Source organism: Sorangium sp. So ce117, assembly GCF_051524395.1.
Lineage (GTDB): Bacteria > Myxococcota_A > Polyangia > Polyangiales > Polyangiaceae > Sorangium > Sorangium cellulosum_B.
This window is the reverse complement of record NZ_CP150309.1, coordinates 5,187,916-5,213,083: the sequence shown is the minus strand read 5'-3', so window position 1 is coordinate 5,213,083 and position 25,168 is coordinate 5,187,916. Positions and strand designations below refer to the sequence as shown.

The 25,168-nt window shown below is 72.6% G+C and carries 22 protein-coding genes; 11 read left to right on the top strand and 11 right to left on the bottom strand.

Translation table 11 applies throughout. The features are described 5' to 3' along the window. Positions 1-150: 150 nt before the first annotated feature. Both WMF46_RS19425 and WMF46_RS19420 read left to right on the top strand, forming a co-directional pair. Positions 151-1,290: a multiheme c-type cytochrome gene (locus tag WMF46_RS19425; protein ID WP_437986970.1), complete on the top strand. Its 1,140-nt coding sequence runs from the start codon at positions 151-153 to the stop codon at positions 1,288-1,290. After that, the gene (locus tag WMF46_RS19420) at positions 1,287-2,951 is read left to right on the top strand and encodes a hypothetical protein (protein WP_437986969.1); all 1,665 of its coding nucleotides are present in this window, start codon (positions 1,287-1,289) and stop codon (positions 2,949-2,951) included. Before WMF46_RS19425 ends, WMF46_RS19420 begins: the two co-directional genes overlap by 4 nt. A gap of 4 nt (positions 2,952-2,955) precedes the next feature. On the opposite strand, the gene WMF46_RS19415 is transcribed toward WMF46_RS19420, so the two are convergent. Next, on the bottom strand, positions 2,956-3,177 hold the full coding sequence (locus WMF46_RS19415) for a hypothetical protein (RefSeq protein WP_012236178.1): 222 nt from the start codon (positions 3,175-3,177) through the stop codon (positions 2,956-2,958). Positions 3,178-3,321: 144 nt separating this feature from the next. On the opposite strand from WMF46_RS19415, the gene WMF46_RS19410 reads away from it, so the two are divergent. From WMF46_RS19410 to gnd, 3 genes are all read left to right on the top strand, one after another. After that, positions 3,322-3,471, top strand: a complete 150-nt coding sequence (locus WMF46_RS19410) for a hypothetical protein (RefSeq protein ID WP_437986968.1) — start codon at positions 3,322-3,324, stop codon at positions 3,469-3,471. Then, entirely contained in the window at positions 3,471-4,514 is a 1,044-nt protein-coding gene (locus WMF46_RS19405) for an STAS domain-containing protein (RefSeq protein WP_437986967.1), read from the top strand. Before WMF46_RS19410 ends, WMF46_RS19405 begins: the two co-directional genes overlap by 1 nt. A gap of 100 nt (positions 4,515-4,614) precedes the next feature. Further along, positions 4,615-5,610 carry a phosphogluconate dehydrogenase (NAD(+)-dependent, decarboxylating) gene (gnd, locus tag WMF46_RS19400; RefSeq protein ID WP_437553810.1) on the top strand — a complete coding sequence of 332 codons (996 nt, stop codon included), beginning with the start codon at positions 4,615-4,617 and terminating at the stop codon, positions 5,608-5,610. Positions 5,611-5,759: 149 nt separating this feature from the next. Here gnd and WMF46_RS19395 read toward each other — a convergent pair whose 3' ends face one another. Then, a complete protein-coding gene (locus WMF46_RS19395; protein WP_437986966.1) occupies positions 5,760-7,640 on the bottom strand; it encodes an inositol monophosphatase family protein in 1,881 nt (626 codons plus the stop codon). A 29-nt stretch (positions 7,641-7,669) separates the two neighbouring features. Next, complete coding sequence (locus tag WMF46_RS19390; RefSeq protein WP_012236172.1) at positions 7,670-7,987, bottom strand: LysR family transcriptional regulator; 318 nt, start codon at positions 7,985-7,987, stop codon at positions 7,670-7,672. 103 nt (positions 7,988-8,090) lie between these two features. Here WMF46_RS19390 and map point away from each other — a divergent pair, with 103 nt between their 5' ends. Further along, positions 8,091-8,843, top strand: a complete 753-nt coding sequence (gene map / locus WMF46_RS19385; protein ID WP_437986965.1) for a type I methionyl aminopeptidase — start codon at positions 8,091-8,093, stop codon at positions 8,841-8,843. A 78-nt stretch (positions 8,844-8,921) separates the two neighbouring features. Further along, complete coding sequence (locus WMF46_RS19380) at positions 8,922-9,785, top strand: Uma2 family endonuclease (protein ID WP_437986964.1); 864 nt, start codon at positions 8,922-8,924, stop codon at positions 9,783-9,785. A 32-nt stretch (positions 9,786-9,817) separates the two neighbouring features. Here the strand turns inward: WMF46_RS19380 and WMF46_RS19375 are convergent, their stop codons facing one another. After that, complete coding sequence (locus tag WMF46_RS19375) at positions 9,818-10,309, bottom strand: hotdog fold domain-containing protein (protein ID WP_437747041.1); 492 nt, start codon at positions 10,307-10,309, stop codon at positions 9,818-9,820. Positions 10,310-10,386: 77 nt separating this feature from the next. Then, positions 10,387-12,036: a protein kinase domain-containing protein gene (locus WMF46_RS19370; protein WP_437986963.1), complete on the bottom strand. Its 1,650-nt coding sequence runs from the start codon at positions 12,034-12,036 to the stop codon at positions 10,387-10,389. 175 nt (positions 12,037-12,211) lie between these two features. Between WMF46_RS19370 and WMF46_RS19365 the strand changes: the two genes are divergently transcribed. Next, positions 12,212-13,468 carry a dicarboxylate/amino acid:cation symporter gene (locus WMF46_RS19365; protein WP_437986962.1) on the top strand — a complete coding sequence of 419 codons (1,257 nt, stop codon included), beginning with the start codon at positions 12,212-12,214 and terminating at the stop codon, positions 13,466-13,468. 63 nt (positions 13,469-13,531) lie between these two features. On the opposite strand, the gene WMF46_RS19360 is transcribed toward WMF46_RS19365, so the two are convergent. From WMF46_RS19360 to WMF46_RS19345, 4 genes are all read right to left on the bottom strand, one after another. Continuing rightward, a complete protein-coding gene (locus WMF46_RS19360; protein WP_437986961.1) occupies positions 13,532-13,885 on the bottom strand; it encodes a hypothetical protein in 354 nt (117 codons plus the stop codon). Between the two features lie 342 nt (positions 13,886-14,227). After that, positions 14,228-14,545: a hypothetical protein gene (locus tag WMF46_RS19355; protein ID WP_437909951.1), complete on the bottom strand. Its 318-nt coding sequence runs from the start codon at positions 14,543-14,545 to the stop codon at positions 14,228-14,230. A 99-nt stretch (positions 14,546-14,644) separates the two neighbouring features. Continuing rightward, entirely contained in the window at positions 14,645-15,046 is a 402-nt protein-coding gene (locus tag WMF46_RS19350) for an SPW repeat domain-containing protein (protein WP_437986960.1), read from the bottom strand. A 270-nt stretch (positions 15,047-15,316) separates the two neighbouring features. Beyond that, the gene (locus WMF46_RS19345) at positions 15,317-16,339 is read right to left on the bottom strand and encodes a M23 family metallopeptidase (protein ID WP_437986959.1); all 1,023 of its coding nucleotides are present in this window, start codon (positions 16,337-16,339) and stop codon (positions 15,317-15,319) included. Between WMF46_RS19345 and WMF46_RS19340 the strand changes: the two genes are divergently transcribed. Beyond that, positions 16,338-16,562: a hypothetical protein gene (locus WMF46_RS19340; protein ID WP_437986958.1), complete on the top strand. Its 225-nt coding sequence runs from the start codon at positions 16,338-16,340 to the stop codon at positions 16,560-16,562. The two genes, WMF46_RS19345 and WMF46_RS19340, sit on opposite strands and share 2 nt — an antisense overlap. 3 nt (positions 16,563-16,565) lie before the next feature. Here the strand turns inward: WMF46_RS19340 and WMF46_RS19335 are convergent, their stop codons facing one another. Beyond that, entirely contained in the window at positions 16,566-18,002 is a 1,437-nt protein-coding gene (locus tag WMF46_RS19335; RefSeq protein WP_437987913.1) for a DEAD/DEAH box helicase, read from the bottom strand. Positions 18,003-18,560: 558 nt separating this feature from the next. Here WMF46_RS19335 and WMF46_RS19330 point away from each other — a divergent pair. Together WMF46_RS19330 and WMF46_RS19325 are read left to right on the top strand one after the other, a co-directional pair. Then, positions 18,561-19,694: a hypothetical protein gene (locus WMF46_RS19330; RefSeq protein WP_437986957.1), complete on the top strand. Its 1,134-nt coding sequence runs from the start codon at positions 18,561-18,563 to the stop codon at positions 19,692-19,694. A gap of 281 nt (positions 19,695-19,975) precedes the next feature. Further along, positions 19,976-23,245, top strand: a complete 3,270-nt coding sequence (locus WMF46_RS19325) for a UvrD-helicase domain-containing protein (RefSeq protein WP_437986956.1) — start codon at positions 19,976-19,978, stop codon at positions 23,243-23,245. Here the strand turns inward: WMF46_RS19325 and WMF46_RS19320 are convergent. Beyond that, positions 23,242-24,861: an SEL1-like repeat protein gene (locus WMF46_RS19320; RefSeq protein ID WP_437986955.1), complete on the bottom strand. Its 1,620-nt coding sequence runs from the start codon at positions 24,859-24,861 to the stop codon at positions 23,242-23,244. The two genes, WMF46_RS19325 and WMF46_RS19320, sit on opposite strands and share 4 nt — an antisense overlap. Positions 24,862-25,168 lie beyond the last annotated feature (307 nt).

Below are 25,168 nucleotides of genomic sequence, written 5' to 3'. Positions count from 1 at the left end.
CAGTCTGCTCCCCGAGCTTACCGACGTCACGGTGGGCTGGATAGCCCACGATGCCCGCCGCATCCCATGGGCGGTCGCCTGTCAGCGGGCAGGTGCAGGGCAGCAACTCCGCTCGCCGCGCCGAAGCCGCCGCAGTAGACGTCGTGGTCGATGCACCTCGAGGCACGCCCGCCGGCCAAGCTCCCCGCCGCGCTGCTCCTCGCCACCGCCCTGACGCTCGCGCCGAGCACGACGAGCAGCCGCGGCGCCGCGCCGCGCATGCCCGGACCCGAGCCGCCCCGGAGCCTCGATCCCGTGGCCGTGAACCGCGATTGCGAGCGCTGCCACGCGGAGATCGCGCGCGAATGGCGCGGGTCGAAGCACCAGCACGCCTACGTCGACGCGCCCTTCCAGGCGGCGCTCGCGAAGGAGCCGCTGCCGTTCTGCCGCGGCTGCCACGCGCCCGAGGCGCGCTCTTCACGGCCACCTCCGCCGGAGCGGGCCGAGCTCGGCGTCGCGTGCGTCACCTGCCACGTGGTGGACGGCGCGCCGCTGGCCGTTCCCGCGCTGGCCGACGAAGACCAGGGCTCCCCCTCCCCGGCTTCCCGATCTTCCTCGCCTGTTCCCCACCCGGTGCTGCGCGATCCGCGCTTTGCCTCGGCCGCGGCGTGCGGCGGGTGCCACGAGTTTGCCTTTCCAGACCACGCCGCCCGCCGCGCGCCAGAGCCGATGCAGCTCACGCTGACCGAACACGCCGCGTCGGCCTACGCCGATGTGCCCTGCGCGCGCTGCCATATGCCGCTCGCCGGAGAGGGGCCCTCGGCCCACCGCTCTCACGCGTTCGCGTCGTCGCGCGACCCCGAGGCAGCGCGGCGCGCGCTCCGCGTGCAGGCCGAGCGCGCCTCGCCGACCGCGGCGCGCCTCACGCTCCGCACAGCGCACGTGGGCCATGCCTTCCCGACCGGGGACCTCTTCCGGCGGCTCTTGGTGCGCGCCGAGGTCCTCGGGGAGGACTACGCCGTCATCGCGTCGGCGCGCCGCTTCCTCGCGCGCCGCTTCGCAGAGACGCCCGGACCGCTCGGCGCCCGCGCGCGCACCACGGCGTCCGACGATCGCCCCGGCGCGCCCGCGCTCGCCGGGGCGCCGGTCGTCGTCGAGCTGGAGCTCGGCCCCGCGGCAGCGCAGCTCCCCATCCAGTACGAGATCGTCTATCAGCGCGTCGCGCACGCGAGCGACGGCCGCGAGGAAGACGCGATCATCGAGAGCGAAGTCTCGCTCGTTCGAGGTAGCTTGCCGAGGGACACCCCATGAAGACGCTCGCCCTGCCGGTCCTCCTCCTCCCGCTCGCCCTCGCGGCGTGCAAGCGGGGCGACAGCGAGGCGCACCGCGACCCAGCCCCGCCAGCGCCGACGGCCGCGCCGCCCCCGGCACAGACCGCGTCGGCATCCCCTCCGGCGTCATCGCAGCCCGGCTCAGCCCCGGTCGCCGCCCCGCCGCCCGCGCGCATCGCCGACACCACCGTCGCGCTGCACGTCGTCGCGGAGGACGTCCGAGAGGTCGCCGAGATCGTGCCGTGGAATCAGCTGCCGTCCGATGTGCCCCGTCCGTTCTATCTGCACCCGCTGCGCGATCGCGTGCTCGTCACGTTCAAAGGCACCTCGATCTACGCGCTCGCGGACGGCAAGCTGACGGAGGAAGACGGCATTCCGCCGTATAGCCTGCGCCTCGGCGCCTCCACGTCCGAGCTGCCTTTCATGGCCTCGGACGTCGATATCGTGTCCATCGTCGGCCGGTGGCCCTCCGACGTGTGGATCCGCGTGGACGGGTTGTTCTCGGACGGGGCGCGCCTGAACAACTTCGCCAGCCCGCTCTACCGGAAGCAGGGCGACCGGTTCGTCGAGTCGCCGCTCCCCGTCGCGGCCACGGCCTGGACGCAGGGCCGCACGCTCGTGCTGTCGGGCGACCAGCTCTCGCTCGCCCAGCCCGGCGGGGCAGATCTGCCGCGGCGGGCCGCGGGAGCGAAGTGCCCCGTCCGCGTCCGGGCCGAGGCGATGGCGGCCCTGCCGGACGGCGAGGTGCTCGTGGTCGGCCGCGATTGCGACCAGAGCGACCGGCTCGCGGTCGAGCGCTGGGCGCCCGGTCGCGCCGACTCCACGGCGATCCCCCTGCCCGCCTGGGACGGCAAGCTGCTCAGCGCCATGGTGCTCGCCACCGAGCGCGATCGCTACGTCGTCGCGCGCTTCGAGGCAGCGAGCGCCCTCGCGCGCATCGACGTGGCGGAGGCCGGCGCGACCGCCGTGCCGCTCTCGCTCCCCTCGAGCAAGCCGGTCACGGACGCCTCGCTCGCCGCCGATGGTTCGCTCTGGATCCTGCTCGGTGAAGGCGATGGGGTGGAGCTGTTCCGCCGGAACAAGGAGGGGGTCTATACGCGCGCGACGTTCCCCAAAGGCCAGGGGCTCTCCTCCACCGGGATGGCCGCCGCGAGCGCCGACGTGGTGTACCTCGCGGGATCGACGTCCAACGTGCGCTCCGTGATCCTGTCGTCTCGTCCGGGGAAGCTCTCCTTTCCCTCGGATGCGCCGGGCGCGGCAGGCCCCGACGCGGGCGCCCCGGCGGCGCCGGACGGCGGGGCGCAGGACGCCGGGGCCGCGAGCGCGCCGCCGGCGGCGCTCTCCTCGAGCTGCGCGTCGCCGTTCGTGATCCTCTTCGCCGTGAGCAAGTCAGCGCCCGCGGACTACGATTATCCCGCGACCCGCGACGCGCTCTCGGGGTGGGCCGACGGCTCGAAATACCGCTTCATCGAGTACAGCCATCGCGGCCAGCGCATGCTGGGCGCGAGCGCTCCGGACGCGGCTCGCGCCGAGACGCTCGCGGCGCGCCTGCGGGAGCGCGTGAAGGGGGCGTTGCCCGCGGTCGCCTGCTTCACCCCTGCAGATGTCCTCCGTGAGGTGAGGCTCGCGGGCGCGCCGTGACGGCTCAGCTGATCCCCATGGGCGCGCCGCCCTCGGCGACGAACCGATCGGCGATGTCCACGAGGAGCGCGTCGGTGGCAGGCTTGCTCTTCACGGTGACCTGCGTCTCGTCCGGCAGGAGCACGAACGAGCCGACCACCTTGCCGTCGAGCCGCACCTCGTGGCTCCCGCCGGGCGGAGCAGGGGCAACCTCGTAGACCTTGCCGTCGCGTGCCTTGATCTTCATGTGCTAGCGGTAGCACGCACGAGCGACGAGCGCGTTCCCCCGCGCGGCAGCCCCACGGCAGGCCGCCTCGGGCAAGAGCCCCTCCACCGCGGGCGGATTGCGCGGTAGGATGCGGCTGCGCGCTGAGCGCGAGGAGTGTTCACCGTGCCGAGATTCGATCTGGTCCCGAGCCCGTTGCTCGCGTCGACGACGGCGCGGGAGCGACCCGGGGAGAGCGTCATGACAGCGGCCTCCGCGCGCGCCATCGAACCACGCACCCACGCCGCGGGCCGCCCGCTCGACGCCGATCGCTGATGCTGACGCCAGAGCCTGGCCAGCCCCTCGAAGCCGGCGGCGGCGGATGGATCGTCCTCGGCGTCCTGAACGAGATCCTCCTCAAGCTCGCCAACCAGCCGGACCTGCGGTCGCTGTGGGAAGAGGTCTGCGCGAGCGCGCGCTGGATCGTCCCGTCCCAGCGGCTCTGCGTCGTGCTCGCCAACGACGGCGGCGGCGCCAGGATCGCGGCCAGGTACGAGCGCGGCACCTTCCTGTACGGGGCGCCCGAGGGCGGCGGCGTCGTCGTGGACGCCTGGATGGTCGCGGCGCTGGAGGCGCAGCGCCCCGCCTGGTTCAGGGGGCCGTGGGACGAGGCGCGCGAGTCGGATCGCGCGCGCGCGTGGCTCCTCGTGGAGGACCCTGACGTCGTCTTCCATGTGCCGATCCAGGTCTACAAGAAGACCATCGGCACGATGCTCTTCGCCCTGGAAGACCAGCGCCAGATCGACCGGAAGGCGCTGGCGAGCGCGACCACGTACGCGCTGTACGTCGGGGCCACGTACACGACGCTCAAGAACTCGCTCGACCTCGCCGCCGCGAGCGCGCGGCTGCGCGAGCAGAACGACGAGCTCGAGCGGGTCCAGATCGAGCTGCGCCTGCAGCTCGACCGGGTCCGCGCGGCGCACGAGGCGATGCTCGAGATGTCGACGCCGATCATCCAGGTGTGGGACGGCGTGCTCACGCTGCCCGTGATCGGCACGATCGACAGCGCGAGGGCGGCCCGCATGATGGAAGAGGTGCTCGACGCGGTCGTCCGGCACGGCGCCCGCTTCATGATCGTGGACCTCACCGGCGCGCAGGCGACGGACACCTCGACCATCGATCACCTGCTGCGGATCTTCGCGGCGACGAGGCTGCTCGGCAGCCGGTGCATCGTCTCCGGCGTCCCGACGGCGATGGTCGGGCGCATCCTGGAGTCCGGCGGCAGCCTCGACGGGATCCCGGTGTTCAGCACGCTGAAGAGCGCGCTCGAGCACGCGGTGGGCGCGATCCGGCAGCAGGCACAGCCGGCGCGCCGGTAGCCGCCGCAGCCGGAGGAGCGCCCGGACCGGAGCGGTGAAGGCCGCGCGCCGCGCGCCGCCCGCTGTGATACGCCCGCGATCCCAGACAGGAGCGTGACGGATGAAGCTCGCGATGATCGGACTCGGCAGGATGGGCGCCAACATGGCGCGCCGGCTCATGCGCGGCGGCCACGAGGTCGTCGCGTTCGATCTGAACCAGGACAGCGTGAAGCGGCTCGGCGAGGAGGGCGCGGCGACGGCCTCCTCCCTGGGCGACGCGGTGGCGCAGCTCGCGTCGCCGCGCGTGGTCTGGGTCATGCTCCCCGCGGGCGCGCCCACCGAGCGGGTCGTCGAGGAGCTCGGCGAGCTGCTCGGCGCCGGCGACGTGATCATCGACGGGGGCAACACCTACTTCAAGGACGACGTCCGCCGCGCCAGGGCGCTCGCCCCGAAGGGCATCCGCTACGTCGACGTGGGCACGAGCGGCGGCGTGTGGGGGATCGAGCGCGGCTACTGCCTCATGGTGGGCGGCGCCCCCGAGGCGTTCGCCCTCGTGCAGCCGATCCTGCGCACGCTCGCGCCGGGGCCGGGGGACATCCCGCGCACGCCGGGCAGACAGGAGGCCCAGGGCGGCGCGCAGAGCACGTCGGAGGAGGGCTACCTGCACTGCGGCCCGGTCGGCGCCGGGCACTTCGTGAAGATGGTCCACAACGGCATCGAGTACGGCCTGATGCAGGCCTACGCGGAGGGGTTCGACATCCTCAAGAACGCGGCGGGCGAGCGCCTGCCCGAGGAGCACCGGTACGCGCTCGACCTCGGCGAGATCGCCGAGGTGTGGCGGCGAGGCAGCGTGGTGGGGTCGTGGCTGCTCGACCTCACCGCGATCGCCCTCGCCGAGAGCCCGGAGCTCGCCGGGTACAGCGGCTTCGTGCAGGACTCCGGCGAGGGCCGCTGGACCGTGATGGCGGCGATCGAGGAGGCCGTCCCCGCAGAGGTGCTGTCCTCGGCGCTCTACGCGCGCTTCCGCTCACGCCACGATCACACCTTCGCCGAGAAGGTCCTCTCCGCGATGCGGCACAAGTTCGGCGGGCACCTGGAGCGCCCGACGGGGGGCTGAGCGGCGTCCCTGCCCGCCGATCGAGCGAGGATCCGGGAGCGCTCCCTGCGCGACCGGGTGCACGGCGCCGCCCGGGAGAACCTCATCCTCTTGAAGAGGCTCACGAATAGGCGTCAAATTATTGAATTTATTATGCTTTATCCTCGAATTCAGAGGATCTCCGACGAGTCGCGCTCGTCGGGCAGCGCGCGCTGGCCGGCGGCGAGGAGCGCCTCGGCGAGGAGCATCGCGTCGACCGGCCAGAGCTCGGGCGGACGCCGGTGCTTCGCCCCTGCCTCGGGGAGCGGGCGACAGCTGAGCACGAGGCGGCGGAAGCGATCCGGGACGGCCTCCCGGCCGTGCGCCGCGCCGAGCAGCGCGCCGGCGATCGCGGCGTTCGTGTCGGTGTCGCCGCCGGCTATCACCGTGTCGACGAGGCCTCGCTCGAGCGAGGGCGCGTGGAGGAGCTGGTAGAAGGCGTTCTGCAGGGCGATGAGGACCCAGCCGGCCTGGTGCGAGAAGCTCCGGGGCGGGGCGCTGCGCGCGGCCGTGAGCGCGGCGACGACCGCGCGCTCGCCGCTGCGCTCCGCCTCGTCGAGGGCGGCGGCGCAGGCGCCCTCGACGCCGGCGCCGCCCACCGCCGCGGCGATGGCCGCGACGAACGCGGCGGAGGCGGCGCAGCAGACCGGGTGGGGGTGCGTGAGCGCGCTGTCGTCGCGCGCCCAGGCCGCGGCCTCCCGCGGGCGGCCCGCGCCGAGGACGCCGAGCGGCGCCGCGCGCATCACCGAGCCGTTCGCCTCGCTGGTCAGGCTCGCGGCGGCGCGGGCGCGCTCGCGGCGCGCGCCGGGCAGCGGCGCCCCCGCGGCGGCCCTGAGCGCGGCCGCCGTGGTGTTGCCGATGTCGAACGGGCCGGAGCCGTACCAGTGCACGTAGGCGTCGAGCGCGGCCTCCGCGACGAAGCCGCGCTTGCGGACGATCGAGCGCGCGAGCATGAGCGCCATCTCGGAGTCGTCCGTCGGCTGCCCGGCCAGCGTGCCCCACGTCCCGCCGTCGGCGAGGTCGCGGACGCCGTCCGGGTAGAGCGGCGCGATCGCCTCCGCGGTGCGGAACTCGACGAGCGCGCCGAGCGCGTCGCCCGCGAGCTGGCCGAGCAGGCAGCCCTGCGCGCGCGCGAGCGTGCCAGCGCCCTCGACGAGCAGGCTGCGCGAGGGGCGCAGGAGCCCGTACGTGCCCTGCGGCGGCGGGATGCGGCCGTGGATGACGGCGTTCCACGGGCGGCGCGCGAGCTCGCGCACGACCGCGGGGGCGCCGCCGAAGAGGCGGCAGACCTCGCCGTCGCCCTGCGCGGTGTACGCGATGGGCGCGCCGTCGTCGTCGACGAGCTCGCCGCCCGCGGCGCGCACGAGCGCGTGCCCGGCGGCGTAGTCCCAGCTGCGGGGCCGGCTGAGCGAGACCGCGGCGACGCCCTCGCCGGCCGCGGCCAGGGCGAGCCGGTAGGCGAGGCTCGGGAGGGCGAGGAACCGCGCGGGGGCGACGCAGCGGGCGTTGCGGGCGGGGAGGTAATCCGCCGACTGCGACAGCAGCACGACGGCGTAGCGATCGAGCGCGCCGCCGGCGAGCGACGACGAGACGGCGGCGCCGTTGCGCCGGATCGGCCCGGCGCCCTCGGCCCAGGCGATGAGATCGCCGTCGTCGTCGGGGTAGGCGTACGCGAAGACGACGCCGAGCACCGGGGTGCCCTCGCGGAGGAGGCCGATGGAGACCGAGGCGCCGCGGTAGCCGTGCAGGAAGGACGCGGTGCCGTCGTGCGGATCGACGACCCAGCGGTGCGACGGGTCCACGCCGTCCAGGGCGCCGGTTTCCTCCCCGAGGAACGCGTACGGGATGGCCCGGGTGAGCGCGTCGCGCAGCAGGAGCTCGACCTCCACGTCGATGTCGGCGCTCGTCCCGGCGCCGCGTGGGCCGCCCGGGCGGTGGAACTCCGCGCGGAGGAGCGCGCCCGCGCGGCGCGCCGCGTCGACGGCCAGCGCGAGCTCAGCGTCGTAGCCCATGCCGTTCCCCTGGTTCCACGCGAGGCACCCTACCCCAGGTCGGCGCGCTGGCGGTGGCCGGCGTCGAGATCGCCCGGGGGAGGCGCGGCGCCGTAGCCGCGCACATCGGCGACGGCCGCGTCGACCTGGGCGACGATGGTGCGGGCGTGGTCGAGGAACGCCGCGCCGGCCGGCAGGAGCCGCATGCCCCGCGCGGTGCGCTCGAACAGCTGCGCGCCGAGCTCGTCCTCCAGGCCGCGGATCTGCCGGCTGAGCGGCGGCTGCGCGATGTGGAGCCGCCGCGCGGCGCGGCCGACGTGGCCCTCCTCGGCGACGGCGATGAAGTAACGGATCTGCGAGAGGCTCACGCGGCCGATTCTAGCCCGAACCCCGCGCGCGGGGAGCCGCGCGCGAGGGCCCGAGATCAAAACGGTATTGGATGGCCGCTCGCTGCCCGCGCATACGCCTCGCATGAACGTGGACATCCTCAGGCCTCACGCGTGGGAGGCGATGCGGCGCGCAGGGCGCGCGGCGGCGGCGACGCTCTCGGCCGTCGGGGCGCGGCTCCAGCCCTTCGTGACGACGGCGGACATCGATCAGTGGGTGCGCGAGGACACGGCGCGGCGCGGGGGCCGCCCGAGTCAGCTCGGCTACAAGGGCTTCCCTGCGGCGGTGTGCACGAGCCGGAACCACGTCGTGTGCCACGGGATCCCGCGGCGCGACGAGGTGCTCCTGCCGGGCGACATCGTCAACGTCGACGTGACCACGGAGCTCGACGGCTATCACGGCGACACCTCCGCGACGTTCTTCATCGGGGAGCCGAGCCCCGAGGCGCTGCACGTGGTGGACGTCGCCAGGCGCTGCCGGGACGCGGGCATCGCGGTCGTGCGCGACGGGGCGCGGCTCGGCGACATCGGCGCGGCGATCGAGGAGATCGCGCGCGCGGAGGGGTGCGGCGTGGTCCGCGAGGTCGGCGGTCACGGCATCGGACGGAGGATGCACCTGCCGCCGCACGTCGCGCACACGGGGGTGCGCGGGTCGGGCATGCGGCTCCGCGCCGGGATGGCCATCACGATCGAGCCGATGGTCAACCTGGGCTCGCACCGCATCCGCACGCTCGACGACGGGTGGACCATGGTCACGGAGGACGGCAGCCTCTCGGCGCAGTTCGAGCACACCGTGCTCGTCACGCGGGGCGGCTGCGAGATCCTGACGCTCTCCTGACGCTCTGAGGGCCGCGCAGGGGCCTGCGCCCGCGCGCTCGCAGGCCGAGGATCCTGGGAAATGCTAGGATGAGGGCCCATGCGGCAGGCGCTCGAGCACGGCTACGCGTTCGATCCCGACGACCCGCGCGCCCCCTCCGAGGCGGCGTGGGAGCGCATGACCGACGAGGAGCGCGCGCGGGTCGTGGACATGCTTCCGTCCGAGTTCGAGCTCGAGCCGCCCGAGGGCGATCCGCACCGCGTGGCCGCAGCGCAGGTGATCGCGACGCTCGACGCGTATTTCCGCCGGAGCGGGCGGAGGATCTACCTGTCCTCGAACCTCGCGGTGTTCTACCCGGACGAGCCTGCCTTCGCGCCGGATCTGCTCGCCGTCCTCGACGTGGAGCCTGGCGAGAGGATGAAATGGGTCGTCGGCGCGGAGGGCAAGGGGCTCGATCTGGTCCTGGAGGTGGCCTATGCGGGCAACCTGACGAAGGATTTCGAGACCAACGTCGAGCGTTATGCCCGGCTCGGCATCTCCGAGTACTTCATCTTCGACCGGCGCCGGCTGAGCCTCCGCGGGTACCGGCTCCCGCCGGCCGACACGGCGCGCAGGGCGCGGAGCTACCAGCCCGTCCTGCCCCAGGCAGGCCGGTTCGCGTCGCAGGTGCTCGGGCTGGAGCTCGCGGTGGAGGGCTCGAAGCTGCGCTTCTTCAGCGGGACGGCGAAGCTGGAAGAGGCGGATGAGCTGATCGCGCGGCTCGGCGTGATGCTGGACGACGTGCTCGCGCGCAAGGACGATGCGGAGCTGCGCGCCGCGGACGAGGCCAGCCGCGCCGAGGAAGCGGAGCTTCGCGCCGAGGCGGAGGCCAAGCGCGCCGAGGCGGAGGCCAGGCGCGCGTCGGACCTGGAGCGCCAGCTCGCCGAGGCGCTGGCCGAGATCGAGCGCCTCCGCCGCAACTGACCGCGCCCGCGCCGCGCGCGAACGCGGCGGCGTCACACCCCCTTGGTCACCCAGGCCCAGACGAACTCGCACTCCATCGGCGACGCGCCGCTCTCGTCGGTCACCGTGACGGCGACCGCCACGTCCCCTTTCGGCTGGTCCAGGAAGGACTGGCGCTGCTCGGGCGTGAGGGTCGCGACCGCGCGGAGGCCGCCTTGGGCGCGGCGTTTGTAGTCGATCTTCATGCTGCGCAGGAGCGGCAGCTTGTCGTCCGGCAGGTTGACGGCGACGACGAAGCCGGTCGCCGTCTCGGCCAGGAGCCCCGCCGCGGCGGCGTGCACCCCGCCGATGTGGTTCCGCACCCTGCGCCCGTTGGCGAGCCGCAGCGCTACCCGATCCGAGCTCACCTCGTCGAACTGGATCCCGGCGGTCCCGGTGAACGGCACCATGCGCTGGAACAGCACGGTCTGCGCGCGCGTGCGCAGGAAGGACGGGAGCGCCTGGAGCGGCGCGAGCGAGCGGGAGATGAAGTTCAGCTGGGACATGGATCCTCCGAAGGACCGCGAGCTTAGCGCATGCCGGCCCGGCGCCTTGTCAGGCCGTGGGCGGCGCGGCTCCCACGTCAGCGCCGCCGCCGCTGGGGCTTGTTCACCGCGACCGCGGCCTCTTCTTCCGCCCGTTCCGCCCGTTCCGCCGTCGAGCGCGCGGTGTCCGTCTCGACGCGCAGCTTGCCCTGACGGTCCCCCTCCTCCGCCGCGCCGATGCGCTGGCGCGGGGCCGCCGCAGGGCGCCAGTCCTTGCCGATCGCCCTCGCCATGGCCACCTCGTGCCTGCGGCGATGCTGCTCGTGCCACCACCGCATCTGCTCGGCCTCCTCCGCCCAGTCGTCCTCGTGCGCGGTGAACGCGACCAGCCCGTGGATGGCGACGCCGATCGCCCAGCCCAGCGGGATGATCGCCGCCCAGAGCACGACGCCGAGCGCAAAGGCGAGCGTGAGGAGCGCCGCGTTGACGATGAGGTAGACGCCGAGGTGCCGGTAGAAATCGCGGCGCTTGCGCCGGAGCCACGTGGCGCGCTCGGCGGCGGTCGCCGCGCTCGACCTCCGCTGCACATCGTCGCGCTCGCGCGCGCGGAGCGCGCGGCTCGCCTCGCGCAGCGCCTCGGGGCCCACGCCCACCTCTTCCGCCGCGGCGAGCAGGTCGTCGAAGCCGAGGCGCGCGTCGCCCCGCAAGGCGCGCGGCTCGCCTCCGTCGGCGGAGGCCTGGCGCTCGATCGCCTGCGCGAGGACGTCCCGGACCTCCTCGGTCGAGAACCGCTGCGCTGCGGTTTCGCCGCCGCGACGCGCCTCGCTCCCCTTCACGCCGGGCGCCTGCGCGGGCGGCGCGGACGTCGCGGCTGCAGGCGCGGCGGGCGCCTCGCCCCTCCCTGCCGCCTCGAGCGCGCGCAGGAGCTCGTCCATGGACGCGAACCGATCGTCGGGGCGCTTCGACAGCGCGCGCAGCACGACCGCGCTCACCGCGGGCGGAACGGCGGCGGCGTCGAGCAGGGCGCGGTCGGCCTCGTCGGTGAGGATCGACGCGACGACGGCGAGCATGTCGCCGGCGCCGCGCCAGGGCAGCCTGCCGGTGAGGAGCTCGAAGGCGAGCACGCCCCACGCGAACTGGTCCGCGCGCCCGTCGAGCTCGGCGCCGCGGATCTGCTCCGGGGCCATGTAGACGGGCGTCCCGAGCTTGACGCCGAGCGCGGTCAGCGTCGGCAGCGCAGGGGCCTCGGTGGACGCGTTCGGATCGGCGTCGCCGGCGGCGCGGCGCGCGATGCCGAAGTCGAGCACCTTGATCACCCCGTCGTCCCGGACCATCACGTTCTCCGGCTTGATGTCCCGGTGGACGAGCCCCCGCCGGTGCGCCGCCGCGAGCGCGCGGGCGACGTCGGAGAGCCAGGCGACCCGCGTCGAGGCCGGCGCGTCGGCGCCGCTGATGGCGCTGCGCAGGGTGCGGCCCGGGACGAGCTCCATCACGATGAACGGCGTCCCCTCGAGCTCGCCGACGTCGAAGATCGAGACGGCGTTCGGGTGATCGAGCGCTGCGGCGGCGCGCGCCTCGCGGAGCAGGCGCGCGCCGGCGTCCTCGTCCACGATGCCGCCCGCGATCACCTTGACCGCGACGCGCCGCCCGAGCCGCGCGTCGTGCGCCCGGTAGACGCAGCCCATCCCCCCCTGCCCGATGGCGGCCTCGATCGTGTATCGCTCGAACGAATCGCCCGGCTTCAGCATTGCCGGCGGGGAGCCTAATGGATCCGCGTGGGCTTGGACAGGCGGCCCTTGGCCCGCGAACGGCGCGTGCGGAGGTCGATCTGTGCCCGCAGGACGCCCCGTTGGCCGTGGAGGGCCCGGGGGCGTGGCGTCAACTCCGCGGATCGCGGCGCCGCGGCTTGTGTAAGGTGGCGCCATGTCATCGCATCGAACGATGCTGCTCGGCGTCGCGGTCGGGGCAGCGGGCGGTCTCACGGCGAACGCTGTCGCGGCAGGGCACCCGGCGCTCACCTGGATCGTCGATCACATCACCTACCCGGTGGGCCAGATCTTCCTGCGCCTGCTGTTCATGCTCGTGCTCCCGATCCTGTTCTCGGCGCTCGTGATGGGCGTCTGCGAGCTCGATCTGAAGCACGTCGGTCGGCTCGGCCTGCGAACGCTGGGCTACACGGCCGTCGTCTCGAGCATCGCTGTGCTGATCGGCCTCGTCCTGGTGAACCTGATCCGCCCGGGCGACGGCCTGCCCGAGGCGGTCCGGAGCCTCGCGCGCGGCGGGGGGATCAAGGCGGCGACCGCGCCGGCCGACACCTCGCCGGTGGGGATGATCATCGGGATGGTGCCGGACAACATCTTCAAGGCGGCGGCAGGGGGCGACGTGCTCGCGGTGATCACGTTCTCGCTGCTCTTCGGCATCGCCCTGTCGCTCACCCAGACCGATGCGGCGACGCGGCTCCGCGAGTGCATCCAGGGGCTGTTCGACGTCTCGATGCGGCTCATCGAGGGGGTGCTCCGGTTCGCGGCGATCGGCGTGGGCGCGCTGCTCTTCACGATCACGTCTCGCATGGGCATCGGCATCATGCAGCAGCTGGCGGCGTACGTGCTCACGGTGCTGCTCGGCCTCGGCCTTCACATGTTCGTTGTCTATTCGCTCTCGGTCCGTTTCCTTGGCGGGATGTCGCCGGTCGCGTTCTTTCGCGGGAGCCGGACGGCGATCGTGACGGCGTTCTCGACCGCCTCGTCGAACGCGACGCTGCCGACCGCGCTGAAGGTGGCCGAGGAGGAGCTGAAGCTGCCGCCGTCCGTGGCGCGCTTCGTGCTGACCGCCGGCGCCGCGATGAACCAGAACGGGACGGCGCTGTTCGAGGGGGTGACCGTGCTTTTCCTGGCCCAGGTCTACGGCGTCTCGCTGAGCTTCGGGCAGCAGGCGACCGTGATGCTCATCTCGGTGCTCGGGGGGATCGGCACGGCGGGCATTCCGGCCGGCTCGCTGCCCGTCATCGCGATGATCCTTGGGATGCTCGGCATCCCGCCCGAGGGGCTCGGCCTGGTCCTCGGGGTGGATCGGTTCCTCGACATGTGCCGGACGGTGATCAACGTGGTGGGGGACCTGGCAGCGGCGGTGTTCGTATCGCGGGATCAGCACCCGAAGCCGCAGGAAGCAGCCGGCGCGTGACTGGACGGGGCGAGCGCCCGCTCCCGACCGTCGGGGCTGAGCCGCTCGCCGACGTTCCTCGGTTCAGGCCGCCATCTTCATGCCGGGCATCATCATGCCCATCATGTTCGGCATCATCATCGCGGGCATCATCATGCCCATCATGTTCGGCATCATGCCGCCCATCATCGGCATCATGCCCATCATGTTCGGCATCATGCCGCCCATCATGTTCGGCGTCATGCCCATCATGTTCGGCGTCATGCCCATCATGTTTGGCATCATGCCGCCCATCATGTTTGGCATCATGCCGCCCATCATGTTCGGCATCATGCTCATCATCGGCATCATGCCCATCATGTTCGGCATCATGCCGCCCATCATCGGCATCATGCCCATCATGTTCGGCATCATCGGCATCATCGGCATGTTCATCATGGCTCTCCCCTGCGTCAGTCGTTGCGGGAAGTGGAGTAACTCCCTGACCGGATCGGAGCAATGTTGAAGACTTGGAGCGCGTGTTTTCCTCCACGGGAGCGGACAGGGCTTCGGACGGAGCGGATGGACGGCCGAACCAAACAGAGGAACATCCACGATAACGGCAGCCATCGCTGCCGTGCTGGTCGAAATAGAGCCCCCTGAGGCGGGCGCGCTCAGGATGGGAGTCTCGGAGAAGATGCGCCGGAAGGCCGTTCCGTCGCGGTCGAGGTGCGCGCGGGACCGTGGAACCGGGCGCAACCGTGGCGCGCAGGGACACCGGGTGGACGGTGCCGGCCTCCGTCACTCGAGCGTGAACGTCGCTCCGGTCACCGGATCGCACACCAAGATCGGCACGTCCTCGCCGGCGCTCTTCAAGCGCGCCCGCGCCTCCTCGATCGCCTCGTCCACGGCTGCCTCCGCCGCCTTCTGCGCGGCCTCCCCTGCCCCCTCGCCGCTCGCGCCGAGCTGGGCCGCCCGCTGGTCCTCCTCGGCCCGCTGCGCCCGCTCGCGGTTCGCCTCTGTATCGAGGGCGTCGCTCGTCTCACCGACGGGCACCACCTTCACGAGGAAGTCACCCACCCGCAGGCTCATCGGATCCGGCTTCTTCGGGTCGCTCACAGCGTCTGTCCTCCCGCCACGCATGAGCTTGCCGTAAATCCGCGCGATCCACCACCACCCCGAGCGCCGGGCTGATCGCGAGGCGCACGGGCACGACCCTCAGGAGAACGACCGGTGCTCCGGCCGGTAACGAGCGCTGGCCGTCGTCGTGGCGTACGCAGAACGGTAGTCCGTCGCGAGCCAGACCAGGCCGACGGCCACGCCCGACACGAGATAGAAGCTCCTCGCCGCGGGCTCCTCATCGAAGCCGAACAGCCACGGCGCCGCGACGAGGAGCACGGCGACCGTGGCCTCGATCGCTCCGTGGACAGGGAACGGGATGAGCTTCGCGGCGCCCAGCGGGAACGCGGTGAGCAGCGTCATCCCGAGATGCGCGGCGCCCAGGACGTAGCAGAGCGTCTCGGGGAGCCCGCCGAAGCCGAACAGCGACGGGGCCAGCAGGAACAGGGCCGCAACCGCATAGTCCACAAACCCATGAGCTCGAGGCGACAGCATCTTCATGACCGACTCCTTGCAAAATCGATGTCCGGATTGAGTGCCTTCGTCGGTCCGGAAATTTGCAAGGGATATGCCGCTCAGAGGCTCTCGGGAGAGAGCTTGTCCTCCCGGCGACCTCGGCGGCCATTCGATCATCCATCGGCCAGGAAAGGAAGAACGGCGGGCGTACGCCTGGAGGCGTCGGGCGCTTCGACGGCCGAACCCGAGCCACATTTCCGCCCGGGGGAGCTCAGCCACGAACGCGCTTCGTGTGGCACATTGCCCCGCCGTGCGTCACTTCGCGGCGGAGATCAGGAGCTCTGGATCGACGCGTGTCTCGAAGAGATTCATGCGCCAGTCGAGGTGCGGTCCGTTCGTGCGGCCGGTCATCCCGACGGTCGCGATGACCTGCCCCTGCTTGACCTCGTCGTTCACCTTCACGGCGAAGCCGTGCAGATGGATGAACGTGGAGGTCAGTCCCTGCCCGTGATCGATGATCACGGTGTGACCGCTCAGCGGGAGGTCCTTCTCGACGAGCACGACCTTGCCGCAGGCAGGCGCGCGCACCGGCGTACCGACGGGCACCGCGATGTCCACGCCCCAGTGGATCCCGCCGTCCGTGCCGTTGAGCAGGCGCGGCTGGCCGTACCGCGAGGTGATGGGGCCCTTGGACGGCCAGATGAAGCCGTTCTTGTAGCAGTTCCTCTTCGTGTACTTGTTCCGGAGCGCGTCGAGCTTCTTCTCGGCCTGCGTGAGCTTCACGCGCGTCGCCATGTCGAGCTTGACCATGTTCTCCGGCAGGTGGTCGACCTTGTCGACCTCGAACTTGCGAGGCTCCACGTCGAAGATCTTCTCGAGCACCTGCCCGTCGTCGAACGTGATGGTCAGCTTCTCCTGCGCTGGCGCGTTGCGCGAGAAGGCGATCAGGAACTCCCCTTCGTCGCTGACGGTCACGCGATGGCCGGGGAACGCCATGCGGCGCAGCTTGCCGTTCAGCTTGGCGCGCAGGAGCCCTCCCTGGACGACGCGCCCTTCCACTGAGAGGCGGCTGTCGTCGGCCGCGGGCGGCCCGGCGTCGGCCGCCGCCGCGCTCGCCGCGGGCGCCGCGGCATCGGCGGTGTCGGCCGCCGCGGGAGCGGCGCTGGCGTCGGGCGCCTCGACCGGCGCGCTGCTCGCGGAGGCGACCGGCGCGGCGGAGGCAATCGGCGCCGGATCGGCGGAGGCCTGGGCGCCCGTGGTGGACGAGCTCGAAGAAGGAGCACCGCGATCGCAGGCAGCGATCGTGAGCAGACTTACAACGATGACGGGAACGCGCATGACGGCGATCGTGCCAGAGTTTCCGTACATCGACGAGATAATGTCGAAGCGCGTCATTCTGGCATGGTCGGGTCGCAAGCGACCTGTGCGCCTTGCAGACGACCTGGGCGCCTCGGCGCGGCGCCCTCACCCCTCGTTGGCGCGCGACGAGCGCCAACGAGCGCCGGGCTCGCGACGCCGCGCGCATCAGGCGATGCGCGGCGTGTCGGATCGGGCGCGGTGAGGATCAGTTATCGACGCGAGGGGTGTCGTGCCGCGGCTGCGGCCGCGCCGGGGGCTGCGCCTGCGCGGGGGGCTGCGCCTGCGGCCGAGCGTGCCCCTGGGGGTGTGGGCGGCCCTGTCCCTGCGGGCGAGCTTGCCCCTGCGGCCGGCCCTGCGCCTGCGGGCGAGCTTGCCCCTGTCCCTGCGGCCGGCCCTGTCCCTGCGGCCGGCCCTGTCCCTGCGGGCGAGCTTGCCCCTGGGGGTGTGGACGGCCCTGTCCCTGCGGGCGAGCTTGCCCCTGCGCCTGCGGTGCGGGCCTGGGATCGATCTGGAAGGCGGGAACCCCGGGGTCGGCGAGGAGGGGGAGGCGCTTCTGGATGAGGCGCTCGATGTCGGCGAGGTAAGCGCGCTCCTCGCTGTCGCAGAACGAGAGCGCCACCCCGGACGCCCCGGCGCGCGCCGTGCGGCCGATGCGGTGCACGTAGCTCTCCGGGATGTTCGGGAGGTCGTAGTTGATCACGTGCGAGATGTCGTCGATGTCGATGCCGCGCGCCGCGATGTCGGTCGCGACGAGCACGCTCGTCGTCCCCTGCTTGAAGCTCGCGAGCGCCCGCTCGCGCGCGCCCTGGGACTTGTTCCCGTGGATGGCGACCGCCTCGATGCGCGCACGGCTGAGCTGCTGGACCACGCGGTTGGCGCCGTGCTTGGTGCGGGTGAACACGATCGCCCGGCGGAGCGCGGGATCCTTGAGCACGTGCTCCAGCATCGCGCGCTTGTCGGATCGCTCGACGAAGACCACCCGCTGGTCGATGTTCTCGGCCGTCGTGGCGATCCGCGCGACCTCGACGCGCACCGGGTTGCGCAGGATGCTGTTCGCGAGCTTCAGGATGTCCGGCGGCATCGTCGCCGAGAACAGGAGCGTCTGCCGGCGCTCGGGCAGCATCGCGAGCACGCGCCGGATGTCGTGGATGAACCCCATGTCCAGCATCCGATCGGCCTCGTCGAGGACGAGCGTGTCGAGGCGACCGAACGGGGCGATGCCCTGCGAGCAGAGATCGAGCAGCCGGCCCGGCGTCGCCACGAGCACGTCGACGCCGCGGCGCAGCGCCTCCATCTGGGGGCGCTGCCCCACCCCGCCGAAGACGACCGCGGTCCGCAGGCCGAGGTTCTTGCCGTACGTGGTGAAGCTCTCGGCGACCTGCGCCGCGAGCTCGCGCGTCGGGGTGAGCACGAGCACGCGGAGCCCGCCCTGCCTCGGCCCGCCGCTCTGCGCGAGGCGCTGCAGGATCGGCAGCGCGAACGCGGCGGTCTTGCCCGTGCCGGTCTGCGCGCAACCGAGGAGGTCGTTGCCCTCTAGGATGGGCGGGATGGCCTGCTGCTGGATGGGCGTCGGGGCGCTGTACCCCTCGGCCTCGATGGCACGGAGAAGCGGTTCGATGAGCTTGAGATCGGCAAATTGCATGGACATCGGGCTGGAATCGGGCTGGAGCACAGCCCCTCCTGAGCAAGGGCGGAAAGTACGCCGCGGCACCGCGCCCTCCTTGCGAAGAGGGTTCGATCACGGAGAGCTGCCGCCTCACGCCCCCTTGAGCGGGGGCTGCGAGGACCAATGACAGCGACCGAGCACCGCGACCCGTGCCAGGTCAGTCCGAGGCGGCGACTCTAGTACGGCGTGGTGAGGAAGTCGAGCCGCTCCGCTCGCGGTGCGCGGAGCGCCCTCCGCGCGCGCGGCGCACCATGCTAGACCGTCGCCCGAGCGGAGGGCCCGCTTCAGTGCGCTCGCGCTCGCAGGTCCCCCCGCGTCGCCCCGCGTCGCCCGCGACCTCCAGCGTCTTCCCGTCCCTTCGAAGCAGCGCAGCACGCCATGGCCGAAACCGCCGAAGCCTCGAAAACGCCGGCTCAGGTCGGGCACTCCGCTCCGGAGCGCCCCGTCCTTCGGTTGCCCCGATCCCGGCTTCGGCGCTGGGTCCTCGGTGCCGTCGCCGTCCCGGTGCTCTCCGGGGCCGGGTTATGGATCGCGGTGCACCGCATCCCATGGATGGGCCCGCTCGTCGCGAACGGGCTGCGTTCGGTGATCGGGGCCGAGAACGTGACGGCGCTCGAGGAGACCGCCTACGCCCTGGAGGATCGCGTCCACCAGCTCTGGCGCAAGGACGAGCCGCCGAAGACGTACTGGGAGGTGCCCGAGCCGCCGGGCCCTGCCGCGACGGCCTCGCCATCGGCGGGCGCAACGCCGAGCCCGGCCGCGGTGGGCGCCGGCGCGGCGGCGTTCCGGCCGACGGACGTCGGCCCCTCGCACGCGGCCTGGTCGGCCCCCGGCGACGGGCGGTGGGTGCCCATCGCGGATCACGCCCATCCGAGCGACGCGCCGCGCCTCCACAAGACGCTGCTCCACCCGGATCCGAACCGCTCCTGGGCGGAGCTGTTCATCGTGGCGGTGGATCTCGCGCGGGTCGATGTGCACCTCATGGCCGGCTCCCGCGAGCCGGCGGCGACGACCGAGGAGGGCAAGCCCTACGAGCGGCCCGCGAAGATCCCGGAGGCGGACCACGGGCGGCTGCTCGCGGCGTTCAACGGCGGCTTCATGACCGAGCACGGCCAGTGGGGGATGCGGGTCGACGGCGTGACGCTTGTGCGCCCCCGGGACCAGGGCTGCACGCTCGCGCGGCGCGGCGATGGACGGCTGCAGATCGCGCCATGGACCAGGCTTTCGGTGGGAGAGAGCGACATGCCGTGGTGGCGGCAGACGCCGAGCTGCATGGTCGACGAGGGCGAGCTGCACCCGCTGCTCCGCGCGCCGCAGGTCCGCAACTGGGGCGCCACGCTGGACGGCAACACGGTGATCCGCCGCTCCGCGGTGGGGCTCGACCGCGACGGCAAGGTCCTCTACGTCGGGATCAGCAATCACACGACGGCGCCCGCCATCGCGCTCGGCATGCAGCACGCCGGCGCCTCGGCGGTGGCGCAGCTCGACGTGAACTGGTCGTACCCGAAGTTCCTCCTCTACGAGCCGGGTGAGGGCGGCGCCCTCGCGCCGGTCGCGCTGGCGAGCGGCTTCGAGTTCTCGGAAGACGAGTACATCCGCAAGCGCTCCCTGCGCGATTTCTTCTACCTGACCCGCAAGACCCCGGCGCCCTCGACCGCGACCCCGTGACCTCGTGATGCCTCGCAGCGGCCGGCGGTCCCCTCCGGACCGGGGCTCGCGCCCGCGCGTGTAGGCTCGGGGCGAGCATTTTTTTGCCACACGGGTGAGCCCGTCGAGCCGCATTGCATCGAGCGAGCACCTTTTGCCACAGGACAACGACTCTCACGCATCGCGACGCATTGCGGTCAGCCCATCTCAATTTCCAACCATATTTCATCAAGGCTGCTGGTATCCGCGATTGACAGCGCGAGGGAGCTCGATAGGTAAACGGCACCTCACGGCGGAACACCATGCGTTTTTATGCAGACCTCCATGTGCACTCGAAGTACTCCCGCGCGACGAGCAGCGATTGCGATCTCGCGCATCTGAGCTACTGGGCTCAGCGCAAGGGCATCGCGGTGCTGGGCACGGGGGACTTCACCCATCCAGCGTGGATGGCCGAGCTCCGCGAGCACCTCGTGCCCGCCGAGCCCGGGCTCTTCCGCCTGCGGGACGATCTCGGCCGCGCGGTCTCGGATCGGCTCCCCGGGGCCTGCCGCGGAGAGATGCGCTTCGTCCTCTCGGTGGAGATCTCGACGATCTACAAGAAGGGAGATCGGACGCGGAAGATCCATCACCTCCTCTACGCGCCCAGCTTCGACGCGGCGGAGCGCATCGTCCGCGCGCTCGCCAAGATCGGCAACCTGACCGCCGACGGGCGGCCCATCCTCGGGCTCGATTCGCGCCACCTTCTGGAGATCGTGCTGGAGGCCGGCGAGGGCTCCTACCTCGTGCCGGCGCACATCTGGACTCCCTGGTTCTCGGTGCTGGGCTCCAAGGCGGGCTTCGACGCGGTCGAGGAGTGTTATGGCGATCTCGCGCCGCACATCTTCGCGCTCGAGACCGGGCTCTCGTCCGATCCCGCGATGAACTGGCGGATCTCCGGGCTCGATCGGTACCGGCTCGTCTCGAGCTCGGACGCGCACTCGCCCGCGAAGCTCGGGCGCGAGGCCACGGCCTTCGACGCCCCGCTCGACTACTTCGCGATCCGGCGCGCCCTGGAGACCGGACAGGGCTTCGGGGGTACGGTGGAGTTCTTCCCGGAAGAGGGCAAATACCACCTCGACGGCCACCGCAAGTGCAATGTCGTGCTCTCGCCGGCGGAGACGCGGGCGCTCTCCCTCGCCTGCCCCGTGTGCGGGCACCCGGTCACGGTGGGCGTGCTGCACCGGGTCGAGGAGCTCGCCGATCGCGACGAGGGCGTGCGCCCGGAGGGCGCGAGCGAGTTCCGCAACCTGGTGCCGCTGCCCGAGGTGCTGGCCGAGCTCCACGGCGTGGGCGCCTCCAGCAAGGTGGTGCAGCGGAGCTACGACGGGGTGCTGTCGCGCATCGGCCCCGAGCTGTTCCTCCTCGGCGACGCCCCGCTCGACGAGATCGAGCGCGCCGGCACGCCCCTGCTCGCCGAGGCGATCGCGCGGATGCGCGAAGGGCGCGTGATCCGCGACGCAGGCTACGACGGCGAGTACGGCGCGATACGGGTCTTCCAGCCGGAGGAGCTCGCGCAGCGCCGCGGGGGCGGGCTCCTCTTCCAGCCGGAGGCCGCGGCGCCGAAGCCGCCTCCCTCGGGGGCGCGCGCTCCCGCGGCGTCGCGCCCCCCTCCGCGCCGCGGCCGGGCCGACGCGGCCCCTCGCCCGGCGCCGGCCGGCGAGGTGTCCCGCGGCGCGCCCCCTGCGCCGGGCGGCGCAGCGCCGCTCGACGCGCTCGACCCGGAGCAGCGGGCCGCGGCGGAGATCACGGACGGCGCGCTGCTCCTCCTCGCGGGGCCAGGCACAGGCAAGACCCGCACGCTCACGCACCGGATCGCGCACCTCGTCCTCGATCTCGGGGTGCCGCCGGAGCAGTGCCTCGCGATCACCTTCACCCGCCGCGCCGCCGACGAGCTGCGGGAGCGGCTCGGCGCGCTGCTCGGCGAGGCCGGCGGCCGCGTGCCCGCCATGACCTTCCACGCGCTCGGCCTCTCCCTGCTCCGCGAGCACGCCCAGGGCGCGGGGGCCGCGCCGCCCGCGATCGCCGACGAGCGCGAGCGGACGGCGCTGCTCGCCGCGGCGCTCGGCGTCCCGGACCGGCGGGCGGCCAGGTTGCTCGCCGACATCGCCGCGCTGAAGCGGCGCTTCCCGCGCCACGCCGACGCGCACGGGTCGCCGGCCGCGGGCGGCGAGATCGACCGCCACGTCGACCGCGCGTGGAAGGTGTACGAGGACGAGCTCGCCGCGCGCGGGCTCCTCGACCTCGACGACCTGATCGGGCACGCCGTCCTGCTCCTGGAGCAGCAGAGCGGAGCGCTCGCCGCGGCGCGCGAGCGGGCCCGGTATCTCTCCATCGACGAGTACCAGGACATCGATGAGCGCCAGTACCGGCTGGTGCGCGCGCTCGTCGCTCCCGGCGGAAACGTCTGCGCCATCGGCGATCCCGATCAGGCGATCTACGGATTCCGCGGCGCGGACGTGGGCTTCTTCTTCCGTTTCCAGCAAGATTTCCCGGCGGCGCGCGTGGTGCGCTTGAAGCGGAACTACCGCTCGTCGCGCCCCATCGTCGAGGCGGCGCTCCAGGTGATCGCGCCCTCACCGACGCTCGGCGCGCGGGAGCTCCTGCCGAGCGCGGGCGGCGTGGAGCTCGTGGCGGTCCACGAGTCGCCGACGGAAGCCGCCGAAGCCGAGCGCGTGGTCCACACGATCGAGCGGATGCTCGGCGGGTCCACGTTCTTCTCGATGGATAGCGGGCGGGTGGGCGACCCTGCCGGGAGCGGCGACTATTCCTTCTCGGATTTCGCGGTCCTCTACCGGACCGAGGCGCAGTCCGAGCGGCTCCGGGAGGCGTTCGCCCGCTCGGGGATGCCGTTCCAGCGGCGGTCGGATCGCCTCCTCGCCGAGCGCGCGGGCTCCGAGGCGCTCGCGCGGGCGCTCGCCGGCACACCGCCGGGGCCGCTCGCGGCGCGCCTCAAGGCGGCCGCGGCGCGCCTCCGCGAGGAGGTGGCGCAGCCCGGGCTCGCCGGCGCTCCGCCCGCGGCGGGGGCGGCCGAGGAGGACGCGGCGAGCGCAGCGTGTCTGCGCGAGGCCGACGTGGACGCGGCGCTGGAGCTGCACCTCGCGCTCGCGGAGCGCTGCGGCGGCGACGTCGATCGCTTCTTGATCGAGCTCGCGGTGTGCTCCGAGATCGACGCGTGGGATCCGCGGGCCGACCGCATCTCCCTGCTGACGCTGCACGCGGCCAAGGGGCTCGAGTTTCGGGTGGTCTTCCTCGTGGGGTGCGAGGACGGCCTGCTCCCGCTCCGGTTCCCCGGCAGGGATGAGACGGACGTCGCCGAGGAGCGCCGGCTCTTCTATGTGGGCATGACGCGGGCGCGAGAGCGGTTGTTCCTCACCCGGTCCATGCAGCGCGCGCGGCACGGCAAGGTGGTTGAGACCGAGGTGTCGCCCTTCGTACGCGAGGTGGAGGAGCGGCTGCTCCTTCGGACCGGCCCGTCGCCCGAGGCGCAGAGGGGCTCACGCGCCGGGGCCGATCGTCAGATGAAGCTCTTCTAGCGGGGCGCGCCGCCGAGCCGCTTCTGGGCCGCGCACGCCGCCTTGTCCTGCGTCCGCATGCACTGGTCAGCGTAGAAGGTCCGGGCCCGCTCCTTGTCCTTGCGCTCCAGGAGCGGGCCGAACGCGTCACACGCCTTCTTCTCGCCCCACTGCGTGCAGGCCTTCTCGTAGAGCGAGTAGGCCCGCTCCGGATCGGCGGTCACGCCGTCGCCGCGCTGCCAGATCTCGGCGGCCCGCACGCAGCCGCCGGTGCCACACACCTTCTCGTAGAGCGCCGCGGCGCGCGGCATGTCCTTCGGAATGCCGTTCCCCTTCTCGTACATCCCGGCGAGGCTCAAGCACGCATCCGCCCCGAACCCCTTCTCCGGACAGCCCTTCTCGAAGAACGAATACGCCTTCGCGACGTCCTTCGGAACGCCGTCGCCCTGCGCGTAGACCGAGCCGGCGGCGTTGCAGGCGCGCATGTCCCCCAGGCTGCAACCGGCGCTGTACGCCGCGATCGCCTTCACCCCGTCCTTCGGCGCCCCCTGCCCCTTGCGCAGGATGTCCCCGAGATCGACGCAGTCCTCGGACTGGCCGCCCTGGCACGCGCGCTGGAGCACGCCCACGGCGACCCCCACGTCCTTCGCCGCGAGCTTCCCCTCGACCAGCATCTTGCCCAGCGCGCTGCAGCTCGGCCCGTGCCCGAGATCGCAGCCGCGCCGGAGGAACGCGACCGCGCGCGTCGGATCCTTCGGGAGGACCGCCTGCGGGCCTTCGCTGAGGTACCACTCGGCCACGCTGAAGCACGCCCAGCCGTCGCCCATCTCGCACGCCTTGTCGGCGAACTCTCGCACCTTGGCCCGCCCCGCGGCGTCCGGGGGGACCTTGGCGCTCTTCATGTCGCGCAGGAGCTGCTTCGCCCTCGCATAGCAGGCCTGCGTGACGCCGGCGCCGCACGCCTTCTCGAACAGCTCCGCCGCTCTCGCGTCATCGCGCGGAAAATCCTTGCCGCCGAGGTACTGAATCCCGAGGTGATAGCAGCTGCCGACATCGCCTTTCCCGCACTCCGCCGCGCAGGAGCGGGCGTCGTTGGGCTCGCACAGGTGCGCGGGCGCGAGCGCCGGCGGGGAGCACTTCGCCCCGCTCGGCACCGTCCCGAGCGGGCACAGGCTCGACAGCTTCGGGAACTCGTCTTCCGCCTGCTTCACCGGAGCCTCGGCCGCCGCCGCCTTCTTCGTGAGCAGCGGGACGAGCTCCAGGCGCAGCGGCGCATGGCAGCGCTCCGTCGGCGCCTGCGCGTCGGGCTTCGCGGCCCGGCAGGCGTCGAGCTCCCCTTCCTTGCTCGTGGTGCCTCCCTGGCCCGCCGCCGCGGCCGCCCCGACCGCCCCGAAGACCTGATCCACCGTCCGCGCCGTGCCCCGGCTGCCTGGCGTCATCGCGAAGGCACCGAGGAGCGCGGCGCGCACGAAGTGCGTCGCGCCCTCGCAGCTGCCCGAGAGATCCTGCGCGGAGGAGGAGGCCACCGTGGTCGCCATCTTCCCCGTCGGCACGAGCGCCACGTCGATCGCGGCCGAGCCGCCGCCCTCGATCGCGGTGCTCAGCGCCGGGGCCCCGAAGGGGACGTTCGCCTGCATCTCCGCAGGGTTTGTTAATTGTATTACTTTTTCTGCCCGGGTCACGCCAGCGAAGGAGTAGCTCCCTGGGAGCTTGCACTGCGTGAGGAGCTTCAGCGTCGTGCAGTCGTAGGAGACGACGGCGATGCCGTCTTTCATCGCGAGCCCGAGATCGGAGCGGCGTGTCGTGAGCCAGTCGACGATGAGCGGCTCGGCGTGGCCGATGGCCGGACACCCGCCGCTGGTCGTGCTGGCGGTGCTCTCCGGCGAGGCAGTGGGCCGGGGAGGATGCACGACCACCTCGGGTTCCAGGCCCGGTCCACAGGCC

Bases quoted from the DNA above. Each gene is read 5' to 3' on its own strand.
- WMF46_RS19395 (WP_437986966.1), bottom strand. From the start codon at position 7,640: ATGGGCTACGACGCTGAGCTCGCGCTGGCCGTCGACGCGGCGCGCCGC.
- WMF46_RS19420 (WP_437986969.1), top strand. From the start codon at position 1,287: ATGAAGACGCTCGCCCTGCCGGTCCTCCTCCTCCCGCTCGCCCTCGCG.
- WMF46_RS19370 (WP_437986963.1), bottom strand. From the start codon at position 12,036: ATGCTGAAGCCGGGCGATTCGTTCGAGCGATACACGATCGAGGCCGCC.
- WMF46_RS19365 (WP_437986962.1), top strand. From the start codon at position 12,212: ATGTCATCGCATCGAACGATGCTGCTCGGCGTCGCGGTCGGGGCAGCG.
- WMF46_RS19380 (WP_437986964.1), top strand. From the start codon at position 8,922: ATGCGGCAGGCGCTCGAGCACGGCTACGCGTTCGATCCCGACGACCCG.
- WMF46_RS19320 (WP_437986955.1), bottom strand. From the start codon at position 24,861: ATGCAGGCGAACGTCCCCTTCGGGGCCCCGGCGCTGAGCACCGCGATC.
- WMF46_RS19335 (WP_437987913.1), bottom strand. From the start codon at position 18,002: ATGCAATTTGCCGATCTCAAGCTCATCGAACCGCTTCTCCGTGCCATC.
- WMF46_RS19350 (WP_437986960.1), bottom strand. From the start codon at position 15,046: ATGAAGATGCTGTCGCCTCGAGCTCATGGGTTTGTGGACTATGCGGTT.
- WMF46_RS19415 (WP_012236178.1), bottom strand. From the start codon at position 3,177: ATGAAGATCAAGGCACGCGACGGCAAGGTCTACGAGGTTGCCCCTGCT.
- gnd (WP_437553810.1), top strand. From the start codon at position 4,615: ATGAAGCTCGCGATGATCGGACTCGGCAGGATGGGCGCCAACATGGCG.
- WMF46_RS19405 (WP_437986967.1), top strand. From the start codon at position 3,471: ATGCTGACGCCAGAGCCTGGCCAGCCCCTCGAAGCCGGCGGCGGCGGA.
- WMF46_RS19340 (WP_437986958.1), top strand. From the start codon at position 16,338: ATGACGGCGATCGTGCCAGAGTTTCCGTACATCGACGAGATAATGTCG.
- WMF46_RS19360 (WP_437986961.1), bottom strand. From the start codon at position 13,885: ATGATGAACATGCCGATGATGCCGATGATGCCGAACATGATGGGCATG.
- map (WP_437986965.1), top strand. From the start codon at position 8,091: ATGAACGTGGACATCCTCAGGCCTCACGCGTGGGAGGCGATGCGGCGC.
- WMF46_RS19375 (WP_437747041.1), bottom strand. From the start codon at position 10,309: ATGTCCCAGCTGAACTTCATCTCCCGCTCGCTCGCGCCGCTCCAGGCG.
- WMF46_RS19325 (WP_437986956.1), top strand. From the start codon at position 19,976: ATGCGTTTTTATGCAGACCTCCATGTGCACTCGAAGTACTCCCGCGCG.
- WMF46_RS19425 (WP_437986970.1), top strand. From the start codon at position 151: ATGCACCTCGAGGCACGCCCGCCGGCCAAGCTCCCCGCCGCGCTGCTC.
- WMF46_RS19345 (WP_437986959.1), bottom strand. From the start codon at position 16,339: ATGCGCGTTCCCGTCATCGTTGTAAGTCTGCTCACGATCGCTGCCTGC.